The sequence below is a fragment of the Ruegeria sp. CDSC042 genome, assembly GCF_059610745.1.
In genome coordinates this window covers 180,043-193,246 of sequence record NZ_JBXWOF010000005.1, presented here as the reverse complement: position 1 = coordinate 193,246, position 13,204 = coordinate 180,043, and the positions used below count along the sequence as shown (strand labels likewise).

Below are 13,204 nucleotides of genomic sequence, written 5' to 3'. Positions count from 1 at the left end.
TGTTATACAAAAGTTAGGGTTCGTTCAGAACTCAGGAATCGAGTACCGCCAGTGAATACAGTTAACCCGAATTCATCAATCACTCAGAAGCTGGGTGCAGTCTTATTTGCAGATGTCGTCGGCTATTCTCGCCTGATGAGTGAGAACGAACTCGACACCTACAACGCTTTGAAGACACTTCTATCGCAGATCGAAGCCGCATGTGCCCGTTATCAGGGGCGTGTTGTCGAAGTGCGCGGTGACGGCATCCTGGCCCTGTTTGAAACAGCGACCAGCGCGGTCGAATTTGGTGTTGAGCTGCACCAAATTTCTGCCCAGCACAACGATTCAGGATCAGATCAACAGCAAATCAAGTTTCGCGTTGGCATCCATCTTGGAGAGATCCTGATAGATGAGCGTGGAATTCATGGCGACAACGTCAACATTGCAGCGCGATTGCAAGAAATTGCGGAACCCGAGAGGGTCTATGTCAGCTCTGCGGTGTATGATCAGGTTTGTAACCGGTTGCGGTATGGGTACGAATTTCTCGGTCCGCAGCATCTGAAGAACATTCTTTCGCCGGTTTCTACCTACTGTGTCCGCAGCGAAGTTGCCGGTGCTACTTTGGCGGGCACCATGCGTCCCGACGCTATTGTCGATCTGTTGGAACGCCCGGACACTCCGTCGGTCGCTGTGCTACCGTTCAGCATCAGCGGCGGGGATGAGTCTGACGGCTGGATTGCCGATGGTCTGACCGACGACATCATTCTGAACCTTTCCAAATTCAGAAACCTTTTCGTCATCGCCCGAAACTCATCATTCTTCTTCAGGGCGCAGTCCATGCCACCGAAGGAAGCCGCAAGAAAGCTGAATGTCCGGTATATCGCCCGTGGCAGTGTGCGTCGCTCTTCCAGTCGAATCCGCATTACTGCGGAACTGGTCGATGCAAACACTGAACGCACGATTTGGGGTGAGCGATTTGATCGAAACATTGACGATATATTTGATATTCTGGACGAGGTGACTGAATGTATCGTCGCGGCCACGGCCGTAATGATCGAATCCCATGAGCGCCAAGTTATGGTTCAGGCCGTTCCTTCAGATCTGGAGGCATATGGCTCTGTCCTGCAGGGGCAGCAGCACATCTTCAAATACACGCGCAACGACAACCGCAAGGCACAGAACTTCTATCAATCTGCGCTGGAACGGGATGGCAACTATGCCCGTGCCGCCGCCGCCTTATCCCGAACGTTGAATCTGGATTGGCGATACTCGTGGACCGAAGATCCAGGCAGTGCTTTCGAGCAGGCGCTGTCTTTGGCACAGCGGTCGATCGAATTGGACCCAACAGACGCACGGGGATTTGGCGAGCTGGGATTTGTCCACCTGTATCGCAAGGAACATAGTGCGGCGCTTCAGTCTTACCAACGTGCTTTGGCTCTTAACCCCAATGATGCGGATATGCATTCGGATTTCGCCGATGCGCTTGCACATTCAGGGGAAAATGAGACTGCCATCACGCATCTGCAACAGGCCATGCGTCTGAACCCGTACTTTCCGGATCAGTATCTCTGGCACCTCGGCGGCGCCTATTACAATCTCAGGCGCTATGAAGATGTTATCGAAACCGTCAACAAGATGAACAATCCGACCGAGGGTCAACGGATGCTGGCCGCCAGCCATGCGCAGCTGGGCAACATGGATATGGCACGTATGATTGCTGAAAAGCACCGCGCCGCACACCCGAACTTTTCTTTGTCACGCTGGGCCAAGGTGCTGCCCGACCGTCTGGAAGACGACACGCAGCACTTTGTCGAAGGGCTGAAAAAAGCGGGATTTTAGAACGGAAAAAGGCGCGAGAACCCGCGCCTTCTTTGCTGACTTTGTCCGAAGATCAGTCGCCGCCGCGTACTTTGGCTCCGCTAACCTTGGCGCCACTGACCTTGGCTCCGCTGACTTTCGCGCCACTGACCTTGGCGCCACTTACCTTGGCACCGCTGACCTTTGCACCGCTGATAGCAGGGCTGTCAAAGCCAAAATAGAGGTCTAGAAGAACCTGTTCGAACTGGCCTGTCGTGACATCCATTCGCATGGTCTGATCGGACTTATCATAACTCCAGAACTTGATACCGTCAGCGACCTGATAGTCCGCCGCCGCAACACCGCCGATCGAAGGATCCGTGGGCGCGCGCGAGGCCTGGTTTGGTGGCTCGCCCTTCTTGGCGACGTCTTGACCATTGCCGTGAACCAGGAAAATCACCGGCTCGGGCAGGTCGTAGTAGGTGCCTTCATAGGCAAACCCGTAAATCTTGGCAAATTTTGCTTCGTCATTTCCTGAACTCGCGAGTTGCTCATCAAGATGTTTGTTGTTGCCTTTGCCTCTGCTTTTCTTTTTCGCAGGGTCGTAATCCAAATCGTCGATAACTCTGCCGTAAATCAACACTTCCGAAAAACTGAGCAAGGATTCCGCCATAAACTCATCTCCCAAATATGGGTTCATCACCCGAACCCCCTTCGATTAAATCCCGAGGATGACCGCATCGGTGTCTCCTCAAAAATCACCCCGCCTCTAAATGCCATAAATCTGCCGAAAAAAAAAGAATTTTGCTGTCATCAGTCTGGAACCTGCGTGCGGACGGAGTGTGCGTGACTGTCTTCATCGGGGTCCGGCAGCCGCGGACCGGCAGTTGCCACCCCGATATCACGCATCCGAAAGTTTCCTTCGATGATCCGACGGAAGGCACCCGCGGTAATTTCCTGATCCACCGCCAGCATGGCCTTTTCGACACCGAAATAGCTGAGCATATCGGCGTCCAACATGCTCCAGGCGTCGGCCAGATAGGTGCCCAGGAAATCGCGCGCCTCAAGAAGTGCTACGCGGAATCCATCAGGGTTTTCGGCATATCGCTTGTCAAAAATACCCTGCATGACCGCGCTGTAATCGGGTGAATCCTCTAGCTGATCGGACAGGTCTTCCTCGGCCTGTGTGATAAGGTCATGAACCAACAGGCGCTCATGATAGATGTCCACCAAAATGTCGAACATTGCACCTGTCAGTGGCTCGGAAAGTGCATGTTCACTGGACCATCCGGCAGCGAATTCCGATAGTGACCGGTTGTTTGCGGCCGTTCTGATCTGTGCATTTTCCGAAAGCTCGGCAAAGCGATTCAGTCGGTTGAAGCTGTAGAGATTGCCTTTGGTGTTTTCCAACAGCGCCTCTACCACCGAGCCAAAATGCAAAGAGGCCAGAAGCGCCACCATATCGGCGGCGGATTCATGGAACCCGTAATACTCGCCCGAAACATCTCCGTCGGTGGGCATGCCCACGACGCTGTAAATGATTGAGTGGCCGATTTCATGTGCGACCACGTCGAAATTCAGGCTGTAGGGGCGATATTCGTCCCCGTGTTCGTGGGTGCCCCCGGTTTCAAGGAAACCCCAACCGATATGCGCATTGTCCAAGCTTGGCAGCAGCGACAGTTCCAGCCGGTCAAAATCGCGGGCGAAATGCCATGGGATTGGTCGGTCAAAATAGCCCTGCCAGACGTCCATCGTGAAATGCGCCGAGCCAAACAGATGCGCTGCCTCAAAAGCCGGGTCCGACGGGCCAATATGGATAAAGTTACCGAACTCATCAGGCATTGCAGGGGGATGGATATATCCGTTCCAGGGCGGCAGATACATTCCCGGACCATCCGGTCCGGGCACGATGGCCCCATAGGGTGTAGTCTTTCCGACAGGGTTAACCGTGTACATGCGCGGACCCGATGGACCTGGGCCGATACTGCCCTGCGGGGCCGATATTTCGACTAGCTCAAGCTGTGGGTCCTCTTCCAGAAAAGGGGATTGCGGATACAGCAGAAATCGCGTTCCAGGCTCTTCTTTATCAAGGTGATCTGGTAAGTTCACAATACCCCCCTTTCAGGCCACGCCTCGGTTCCGCCTTGGGCGGCTAGTCAACGGTACTATTTAATCCGGCATCCGCGTGACAAAACAAATACTCTGCTTCTATCAAATCAAAAAATGCTTCCCGCCCGGCCAATCCAAGTGAAACTGCATATGATTCAAGATCATCCGGCACTGGTTGGTCAAGCTGTGTTTCAAAATACCACATAACCATAGGTAGGCGCCCGCTTGCGGGACCGCCTCGGGCAGTCATTGATTCAGCTCCCCTTTGTGCCTTGCGATGGGCACGATCCCGCAATTCGGCATAGCTCCCGTCACGGCGCAACTCGCGCAAAAGCGATGAGTCAAGGACCGAAGCCCGAGAGGTAATGTGGCCATGCACCCGAGCGGCATCGGCCAGCATCGCCTCGTATTCCTCGACACTCAGATCATTCTCGTCCAGCCATGCCATCAAAGCGGCGCGGCGCGACAGGCCGGCTTTTTGCCGGTGCGCATCCATTTGTGCCATCAGGGCAGGGCGGTCAGGCTCTTCATCCCGCCGATCAGCCTCTTCCCGCGCCAGCAGAGTCAGCGCGGCCCGTTCACGCAGCCGCGTATACATGTCCGGGTTCAGCCTGACTTCGTCGATAACCGCCTGATCGGCCTTCTGATCGGCATCCACTCGGGCACGCAGCCCTTTCCACATCAGCGTTTCTTCGGTCGGTTGCTGCGTCGCCGGGAAGGGAAGGTCGTTTGCCAGATCTTCGGCCATACGCCCAAGCATCTCAACGGCATCACGCGCTTTTGCATCGACCTTGCCGTTTGGCAGCCAGTCCACAAAACTCTGGATATCAGAAAGCCCGTTCAACGCGTCAATTATGTTGGGCCAACTGCGCTGACGATAGTTCATGCCTTTGGCAATCCGCAGAACCTCTGCGGCACGTTCAGCGACCAACATGCCTAGATTTTGCGCCTCCTCAACCGTTGCTCGGACCGAGACCATGGGCTCGCTCAATGGCAAATAGCCCAATTCTGCTGGGCTGTGCAGGACCGCAACTTCGTCGTCATCCTGCAGGGTTCGGCTGTAGAAATCCTCAAAGATTCGACCCACGCCGATCATACCGAAATCAGCCAACTCTGCCGCGCGCAAAGCACCCATGCTGGCACTGCCATAAACGGGGATTCCCTGATCCATCGCCCAAAGAATCTCTTTATGCCAGACCGACGGGACGCCCTCAAAAAAGCCGTCTATTATCCCGATCGCACGCGGACGATCACGTGCCACGCGATATACGTCCCCCTGCCGGACCGGGGGCAAGATCACAGGGTCCAAGCATTGGGCCACAGCATCGGCTGTCAACGTCGGGCCCACAAAAATAACGACACTCATCCGTATGTTTCCATTACACGCTGCGCGCGTTCCCCGGCGATATAATCGGCGTCGTCATGAGGCGCTTCAAGCCCAGGTATGACAGCTCGGACAACGGCGATCTCATATTCCGGGCGCGATAGATCGACCGTGATCACCTGCGAAATACCTACAGTTTCGAGGCGGGTAGTCAGCAAGTTCAAATCCTCTTGGAATGATCCGGTGGCATATGTCGGAGCATTCGAAAAATCCTGCGTCGCGTCCGAGCTATCAATCTGATTGCGAATATAGGCACATCTTTCGGTCTGCGCCTGGTCAGTAAACTCTTCTGGGTCCAGATCATCACGCGCGCCAGAGATATAGGTGAGGCGGGTTTGTGCCGCTTCGGTCAGGGCCCGCAACAAAGCAATGGCGCGATCTGGATGGCAGCCATCACCGATACCGATGTGGCCGTTCTGCCCGTCCGGCTCGCAGATCGTACAGCGGAAACAGGCGATTCCGATGTCCGAGGTGGTGTCCCAGATGCCCAGGGTCAGGCCCGCCGCTTCAATCATGCTTATTGCGTCCTTGCACCTGTCATCATCTATAGTGTCTGGGTGGATCCGTGCTGGCGCGGACTGAAATTGCCACAGTGTGGTGGCATCGCGTTCGATGAGTTCAAAGATCGCATGGCAACTGGCTTCAAACAGGTTGTTGCCGGATGCCAAACCGTTTGTCGTTCTGGGAAAAGCAACCTGCCCACCCATCGGCAAAGACGTATAATCGGTATCGACCATCTCCATTGGAACCCAACGGGCGCAAGCGGAATTCAAATCCCGACCCTCTACCCACAATCTGTTCGCATCAGGATCAAATCGGCCACCAGTCACCCGAGGTAGCTTATCAACATCCACCACCGGCGCATCGCGCGCTATATCGGTAAATCGTGCCAGACGCTGAGGCGCCGTTACCCGTTCCGCGTGCCAGCTTTCGATCGCTTCCATAACCCCCGACGCTTGCGCGGCCGGGACTGACAATCCCTTGCCGAGCGACACCGAAACCGATCGGGAATTCGGGCGCGCAACCATGACCGTGGGCAATCCGATACGATCCAGGCCGGTTAAGTTCGCAATTCGCGTAATGCCCATTTCACGCAAATAGGGCGTTACGATTTCCAATGTTTGGCTGGGGCTTCGCAGGCGATGAGTATCAAGCACATATTGCTTTTCCGATACGTCAGACATGATGCAACCTTGCCAAAAACAAAAGAAATTGGCCACCAGGCGAAAATACATGCCGGTGACCGGATCAGCTCAGGATGGGGGATGATTTCATATGGGTCAACTCTGCCGCCCATAATTGTCTCAACACGACAATCTACTTGCTGGACAATGATAAGCGCGGGCTGAACCAACTGTGTCCAGCAGCCAGCACCTAGAATCGAATTGCAGCAACGATATTCAAAGGATGTCGCACTATTTTAACATAATCTTCATTCTGCGATATTTATTGCGCGACCGGAAACCCAAAATGTCTCGAAAAGCTGTCAGAAGCGCGCCTTCTTTCGTGCGAAGGTCTCAGGGCAATCGGGAAAGTTGCTCTATTGAGTCTAATTTATAAAATATAATCAATGCAATACACTGAACTATGGTGCGGGTGGAGGGACTTGAACCCCCACGCCTTGCGGCGCCAGAACCTAAATCTGGTGCGTCTACCAATTTCGCCACACCCGCACGACCAGCAGCAGCTGCCGGAATGCCGCTCAATAGCAAAGCTTTTGAACGAGTGCGAGAGGGAAATTGTAGTTTACACGAAGAATATTGATGCCCGTTTCAGAACAAACCCAACCTCTGCTCAGAGGCACCACACAACCCGAAAACATATGAAAGACCGCACGACCACACCGACCGGAAAGGCCAATGGGCTTGCAGCTGACCAAGCTTTGCCTGACGCCGCCTAAAACAGAAATCTCGTAGACCAGGCAGACCCAAAAAAGACTTTGTGAAACATAGCGTCCTGTTAAAATTCACCATTGATGAACCTGCCAAATTTAAACACCCTCACGTTGTGCCGTGTTGTTGTTGCCTTTCCCGAAAGCGCACTTTGTTTGGGCGATGGATTCTGTCTCATGACAAGATTTTGCCAAATATGGAGCTGACCGCATGTATGTAAAACTATAATTTAATAAATAGTTACACCCCATTTAGGGGTCAGTTATCAAATTCGGCTCGCTGTGAACTTCAGCTGATATGCTCATATTTTTATACGCTTTTTAGTTTAGTAGTGGGCCCGGGCAAGTCCGCAGCCATACTTGCGCCACAATTCAAACGCCAAAAAATCTTATTCGCGTCAAAATAAGACCGCCTTGCCAGTAGTTGATGGGTGGAAAGGAGTTAATGAGTCTTTTGCCTTCGGGCGTCTTACCAGTTCGTTCGCTCAACTCCAGTACAAGGGTCTTTACCGTGACCAACATGATGAACTCTGCATCTGCCGAGCAAGACGCGATTGGTCTTGCACGCGAAAGTTTTCTTGGTGAACTCAAAACCCTGAATCGCGAACACCCGAATACCGGGTTTGGCATCTCGCTGCGCACGCATTCTGGCGGGCATTATTTGCTTGCCAATTCCCGAATGCCCCTGCCCGAGGTCAAATCCCAGGGTTTCCCAACAGGGCGCAGTGTTGCGTGCCTGGAAAATAGCGACTGCTTCAGCTCGATCGAAGTGCTGGCCGATGCCCGCGCATATGAATCGATCACACCAAGCGCCGAAGCCGCAATTTTGGGCAACGCCCTGAACCTGATCGCCCGGATTGATACGCTGACTAGCGCACCTCACGGGCAGATCGAACCTCATATCGCCGCTACAGGAACCGGAGGCTAACCATGGCGCGTAACGATCATCTTTTGTCTGTTGGAAACGAAGCGCTGACCCCAATGACTTCGGCCATGTCGGCATTGACGACACAGATTGACCAACTGACAGAGGTGGCGGACGCGCGCTCCTCGGCACGTCTTGCGACGCTCAAGACACGCATGGAGAATTTTACTGCCAGCGTCACGCTGGTCGGTCAGGTCAAGGCGGGAAAATCTTCGCTTGTGAACATTCTGTCCGCACGCCCTGCCCTGCTGCCTTCGGATGTGAACCCCTGGACCTCTGTGGTTACCACGCTGAACATCAACACCAGAACCCAGGGTGATACAAAATCCCGGTTCACTTTCTTCGAACAAGAGGAATGGGACAATCTGATGGTTGGCGGCGGCCGGCTGGGAGAGCTGGCCAATCGGGCCGGCGCCGACGATGAAATGGACGATATCCGCCGTCAGATCGGCGAAATGAAAGCAAAGTCCGAGGAACGACTGGGTAAGCATTTCGACCTGATTCTGGGGCAAAGCCATCAATACGACTATTTCGATGAGGAACTGATCCAAAGGTATGTGTGTCTGGGTGATGAAGACGACCCGGACATCAACCCCAAGACCGGTCGTTTTGCGGATGTGACAAAGTCGGCTGAGCTGTACATGGACATCCCCCAGTACCCGATTTCCCTCAAGCTGTGCGACACACCGGGTGTAAACGATACATTTATGGTGCGTGAACAGATCACCCTGCGCAGCCTGCGCGGGTCCGAAGTCTGCATTGTGGTTCTGGCAGCCAGTCAGGCTCTGACCACAATGGACATGGCGCTGATGCGGATCATCGCTCAGTTCGAAAATCGTCAGATTATCCTGTTTGTTAACCGAATTGACGAACTTGCAGATCCGGTCACCCAGGTTCCTGAGATTCGGGATCGGATTCTGGACACGCTGAAACAGAACAATATCGACACCAAGGCAAGTGTCGTGTTCGGCAGCGCCCTGTGGGCCGAGGCCGCGATAACTGGCAATCCCGATATTCTGTCTGAGGAATCCCGGAAAGCCCTTAACACGTTCTATCTGGCGGCCGGGTTTGGCGATCAGGCCCCGTCACTGGACAAGATTTGGGCGTTGTCCGGTTTGCCCGACCTATTGCTGGCGATGAATGAACGCATTGCCGAAGGCGCAGGAACTCGACTTCTGGACCGTGTACGCCACCGGGCGCGCAACATCGCCAGTCAGATCCGGGCGACCGCCGTGGCCAAAAAACTATCCGACAGCGAAGGGATCGTGCGAGAGCTGAACGGGGTAGCACCCGAAGACGCCGTGGCCGAGGTCAACGCAGAATATGAAAAGAAGGCCACTGAGCTTACTGCTTCCTTGCGCGCGAAAGTGCTTGAGCGTCTGAACTCGGCCGAAGCCAACTTTGTTAAACGTGCCACCGATTCTCTGATCGCGCATCTTGAGCAAAATGGCGAGCAAGGAACGTGGCAGTACGATCCTGCCGGGCTGCGGACCTTGCAAAAAGCGGCCTATTTTAGCTTTGCCCGGTCGATGCGCAAAGAAGTTGGTGCGTTGTATTCAGCGGCAGCCGCTGACATCGAAGCGTTGTATCAAAGCTTGCTGGGCAACCATCTGGGAGAGTTCAGCATCGAGGCACCAATCGTCCCGCGGGTACCACCTCCACTGGGTATCGGACGCACGATTGCCCTGGACTTGCAAAGCACATGGTGGCGCCGCTGGTGGCAACGCCGCAATGGTTTCGAGGCCTATGCGGCGGATTATACGCGCCTGATCACATCAGAGGCGAATTCGATCACCAAGGATATCGAAGAAAACCAGATTGCAGCAGTTCTTGAAAATGTCCGCGCCGCCCTTTCCGACTTTATGCGCGAGCAAAAGGAGACTCTGTTGAACATTTCGGCCTCAGCCGAAAAGGACCCCGGTCGCAGTGCAGCGCTGATGGAGGGGCTGGCCCCTCAGAAATCCCGCGACGATATCCTCGGCGATATCCTGAAAGATCTTAGTAACGAGGCAGCATAAGTAGCGATATGGCAAAAGATTCACAAACCCGCTTCGTCTCTTCAAAAGCATGGGACCGCATTGAGAAATGGTCCCGCAGGAAACCTGTTTTTGCACTTATGGGGGAATTCAGCGCCGGCAAATCAACCTTGATGAACTTTCTGCTGCGCTCGGAGGCACTGCCTACACAGGTTACAGCCACACAGCTGCCACCAGTTTGGTTCAGTTGGGGTAGAAGGTCGGCCTATGTACAACGCCCTGACGGAACTCGCGAAAACATTGACCTGGACCAGCTGGAACAAGTCGGGGTGAATGATGCCCAGTTTATTCGTATATTTCTGGAATCCGACATTCTTGAAGCCGTCGACCTGATTGACACTCCGGGTATTTCCGACCCCAAGATTTCTACTGATGTCTGGCGACGGGCTGTCGGTCAGGCAAATGGCGTTATTTGGTGTACGCACGCCACGCAGGCATGGCGCGAAACGGAACGGGCAACCTGGGTTTCCCTGCCCGAACGGTTGCAACATAATTCATTGCTGCTGGTCACACGTGCAGACGTTTTGGATGTCAAGGATCGCCAAAAGGTCCTTCGTCGTGTGAACCGCGAAGCAGGTCACCTGTTCAACCGTTCGATCCTGTTTTCAGCCCGTGATGCCATCATGGCCCGCGACAAAAGCGGGGACGCCGAATTGTGGACCCGCAGTGGCGGTGGCAAGATGGTCGACAGCTTCCTGGAAATCACAGAACTGATCATGGACAGCCGCGCTCATCAGCTGGCGCGTTATCAAATTGACACCAGCTTGTCCGATGCTCCTCAGGTACACCCGCTGCGCCCGCGGCGCAATTTCTCGAATGTACAGGGAACCGCTCCGCTGAAGCTAGTAAATCCGCTGCATGAGGGAACAGAGCCCGAGGTGGTGACACAATTCCCCGTGCGCCCTGCCCGGGTCGAACTGCGCCCTGATGAGGTTGAACGTGCCCCGCGCATTGACCCACAAGAGGCCGAACGTCTGCGCGCCGACATGACCTCGGGCGCCGAGATCGTAAAAGAAGAAAAAGAAGACGAATTGCGGGCGTTCTTCCGGGAGACCACTCCCGAGGACTCGGACGTTGCCGATCTGTCCGTTGCTCCTGCCGAGGATGATGAAACAGACCCACAGGCCGTATCCGTCATTGATGAAACTGATATTGTTGAAGTTCAGTCACTTTCTGCGGAAGTCGAAGTTGCTGAAGAAGAAAACCTGTTCAGTGACGAAGACGAAGCTGACACATTCATGGCCTCTTTGGAGGACCAGCTTACAGATGTTCCGGAGCCCGAAGAGACCACTCAGGCAGAGCCGGAAGCAACCCCGGTCGAACTTTCCGTATCCTCGATCACAGCGTTGATGGCTGAACAATCGGATGATGCCGAGGATGAGTTCGAACCAGAGCCGGAAACCAATGGCCTGGTGAACACTCAGGTTGTCGCCCTGCCAGAGAGCAGACCGGAAATCGCGGGCTCGTTTGAAGACATTGTGAACGTGTCCGTCGACACCCCGCTTAGCGCGGCGGCGATGTGGCGCGAGGTCACGGATGGCGAAGACATGCCCACCAACCCAGAAGCGTTGAAGAAGGTATTTCAAGCATTTCTTGAGGAGTTTGACCAAATCACGGCCGAACACAATGCGCGAAAATCAGATAACGCGGTAAGGCCCATGGCCAATACCTCTGAAGACACGGGTGTTGAACGACATGTACTTTAGCGGTGAGAAACCTAGGAGACAGGGCAACTGATGTCTATCGAAACAGCATTAAACGATGCGATGGCGACCATACCCGACTGCATAGCAGCCGGGTATGTCGACATGAAGACAGGTATGTTGCTAGGCACCCATGTCACAGACTCGGAAAGTGCCGAAGCCTTGGATACTCTGGCCATTGCGGTGGCCAACCTTTTTCAGGGGCACGGTGTGATCGCGTTTGAGAATCTGCTGCGTTCGACCGACGCCGACGATACGGAAAATCCTGGGTTTGGCGAAATCGCAGTGTTTTCAAAGGATCGGCTGAATATTTTCCTGCGGACCCCGGACTACCCGGACCATGTGGTCTGCTACATCTGTCGCGACAGTGCCAATGTGGGGCTGGCGCTTACTAAATCGCACATAAGCCTGGGGCCGGTTACGGCCGCTGTATAACGGGACCAGAGGGGGTCACGGCATGATGGATACTGACATACTGGACATGCTCGAAGACATCGGGCGGTTGTCGGTCGCCCGTTTGAATCCGACGGTTACATTAGCTGCTGAGACGACTGAGATTCGTCGTGAAAAGATCCTGCGTACAATTCGCGGAACCATTTTGCCGCGTCGGCTGGAATTTACCGCAGCCAATGGTGATTGTCTGGCAATGGAGGTCAACAGCTCGCGGGTAACTGATGTTTTCCGGGTCCGCTCGGGCATGATACCGGATTTTGAAACTACTCCGCGTGAAGAGCTTGCGACCCGCTTGGCCGAATTGGTGTCCGATATTGCAGCAGCCCCTGCCCCGTTGGAGCTGCTTTCTCTGCAACCGGACACGGCGCTTGAGGTCGATGATGTCGGTGTGACTTTCAGCGAGATTGCAAAGGCTTGCGGCACTATCGAACTGCCGCCCGAGACGGTCGTTTCTTTGGTTCCCGACACGCCTGCCCCGCAAGAAACAGATATTCCAGCGCCCGCCACCGAGGCGACAGCAGGAACCATTGCCAGCGCGTTTTTTGATGGCGCTGAACGGTTCGCATTGGGACGCGCCGAAGTCGCCTTGGACGGTGCAGCCATATCGCGGCTCGAAGGAGTATGCGACGTCGGGCAACCCATGCACGCCGATCAGGATCTGGTTCGTCAGTTTGCACAGGATCTTGTTGGGTGGGACGGTGACGCCGCCATCGCGCTGGATCATCCTCAGCTGATTGTAATGCGGCCTTCAGGGGGCAAAGGGGATGCGCTTGCCGTTCTGCATGACGGGTCTCAATTTGCGCTGGCCATTCATGAAGCGCGCAAACTGGGAGCCGTCGTAAACCTTTGGAAATCAGTTACGGGATCGGAAAAATGATCCGGTGCCAACAGTTCAATTTTTCAACGAATTCGATCCGTGAAATT

10 protein-coding genes and 1 tRNA gene are annotated in these 13,204 nt (G+C 54.5%); 6 read left to right on the top strand and 5 right to left on the bottom strand.

All coding sequences use genetic code 11. The features are described 5' to 3' along the window. Window positions 1-51 precede the first annotated feature (51 nt). Entirely contained in the window at window positions 52-1,821 is a 1,770-nt protein-coding gene (locus AC2FHX_RS12650; RefSeq protein ID WP_281286267.1) for an adenylate/guanylate cyclase domain-containing protein, read from the top strand. 52 nt (window positions 1,822-1,873) lie between these two features. Here the strand turns inward: AC2FHX_RS12650 and AC2FHX_RS12645 are convergent, their stop codons facing one another. The 5 genes from AC2FHX_RS12645 to AC2FHX_RS12625 all read right to left on the bottom strand — a co-directional run bounded on the left by AC2FHX_RS12645 (window position 1,874) and on the right by AC2FHX_RS12625 (window position 6,945). Then, entirely contained in the window at window positions 1,874-2,479 is a 606-nt protein-coding gene (locus AC2FHX_RS12645) for a hypothetical protein (protein ID WP_496691609.1), read from the bottom strand. A 113-nt stretch (window positions 2,480-2,592) separates the two neighbouring features. Beyond that, window positions 2,593-3,888: a gluzincin family metallopeptidase gene (locus AC2FHX_RS12640; protein WP_496701875.1), complete on the bottom strand. Its 1,296-nt coding sequence runs from the start codon at window positions 3,886-3,888 to the stop codon at window positions 2,593-2,595. Between the two features lie 43 nt (window positions 3,889-3,931). After that, a complete protein-coding gene (locus AC2FHX_RS12635; protein ID WP_496701876.1) occupies window positions 3,932-5,254 on the bottom strand; it encodes a TfuA-like protein in 1,323 nt (440 codons plus the stop codon). After that, entirely contained in the window at window positions 5,251-6,456 is a 1,206-nt protein-coding gene (locus tag AC2FHX_RS12630) for a YcaO-like family protein (protein WP_496701878.1), read from the bottom strand. The genes AC2FHX_RS12635 and AC2FHX_RS12630 overlap by 4 nt, the downstream gene beginning before the upstream one ends. 404 nt (window positions 6,457-6,860) lie before the next feature. Beyond that, window positions 6,861-6,945, bottom strand: a tRNA-Leu gene (locus AC2FHX_RS12625). A gap of 741 nt (window positions 6,946-7,686) precedes the next feature. On the opposite strand from AC2FHX_RS12625, the gene AC2FHX_RS12620 reads away from it, so the two are divergent. The 5 genes from AC2FHX_RS12620 to AC2FHX_RS12600 are packed head-to-tail and all read left to right on the top strand — an operon-like array spanning window position 7,687 to window position 13,157. Then, window positions 7,687-8,091 carry a hypothetical protein gene (locus AC2FHX_RS12620; protein WP_496677113.1) on the top strand — a complete coding sequence of 135 codons (405 nt, stop codon included), beginning with the start codon at window positions 7,687-7,689 and terminating at the stop codon, window positions 8,089-8,091. Between the two features lie 2 nt (window positions 8,092-8,093). Continuing rightward, window positions 8,094-10,106, top strand: coding sequence for a dynamin family protein (locus AC2FHX_RS12615; protein WP_496701880.1), 2,013 nt, complete (start codon window positions 8,094-8,096; stop codon window positions 10,104-10,106). Window positions 10,107-10,114: 8 nt separating this feature from the next. After that, entirely contained in the window at window positions 10,115-11,830 is a 1,716-nt protein-coding gene (locus tag AC2FHX_RS12610) for a dynamin family protein (protein WP_496701882.1), read from the top strand. A gap of 30 nt (window positions 11,831-11,860) precedes the next feature. Beyond that, on the top strand, window positions 11,861-12,262 hold the full coding sequence (locus tag AC2FHX_RS12605; protein WP_496691615.1) for a hypothetical protein: 402 nt from the start codon (window positions 11,861-11,863) through the stop codon (window positions 12,260-12,262). Window positions 12,263-12,284: 22 nt separating this feature from the next. After that, window positions 12,285-13,157: a hypothetical protein gene (locus AC2FHX_RS12600; RefSeq protein ID WP_496701884.1), complete on the top strand. Its 873-nt coding sequence runs from the start codon at window positions 12,285-12,287 to the stop codon at window positions 13,155-13,157. Window positions 13,158-13,204: the final 47 nt, after the last annotated feature.

What these genes read in the sequence shown, in the direction of transcription:
- AC2FHX_RS12645 (WP_496691609.1), bottom strand. Translation starts at nt 2,479, where the DNA reads ATGAACCCATATTTGGGAGATGAGTTTATGGCGGAATCCTTGCTCAGT.
- AC2FHX_RS12635 (WP_496701876.1), bottom strand. Translation starts at nt 5,254, where the DNA reads ATGAGTGTCGTTATTTTTGTGGGCCCGACGTTGACAGCCGATGCTGTG.
- AC2FHX_RS12630 (WP_496701878.1), bottom strand. Translation starts at nt 6,456, where the DNA reads ATGTCTGACGTATCGGAAAAGCAATATGTGCTTGATACTCATCGCCTG.
- AC2FHX_RS12620 (WP_496677113.1), top strand. Translation starts at nt 7,687, where the DNA reads ATGAACTCTGCATCTGCCGAGCAAGACGCGATTGGTCTTGCACGCGAA.
- AC2FHX_RS12615 (WP_496701880.1), top strand. Translation starts at nt 8,094, where the DNA reads ATGGCGCGTAACGATCATCTTTTGTCTGTTGGAAACGAAGCGCTGACC.
- AC2FHX_RS12610 (WP_496701882.1), top strand. Translation starts at nt 10,115, where the DNA reads ATGGCAAAAGATTCACAAACCCGCTTCGTCTCTTCAAAAGCATGGGAC.
- AC2FHX_RS12605 (WP_496691615.1), top strand. Translation starts at nt 11,861, where the DNA reads ATGTCTATCGAAACAGCATTAAACGATGCGATGGCGACCATACCCGAC.
- AC2FHX_RS12600 (WP_496701884.1), top strand. Translation starts at nt 12,285, where the DNA reads ATGATGGATACTGACATACTGGACATGCTCGAAGACATCGGGCGGTTG.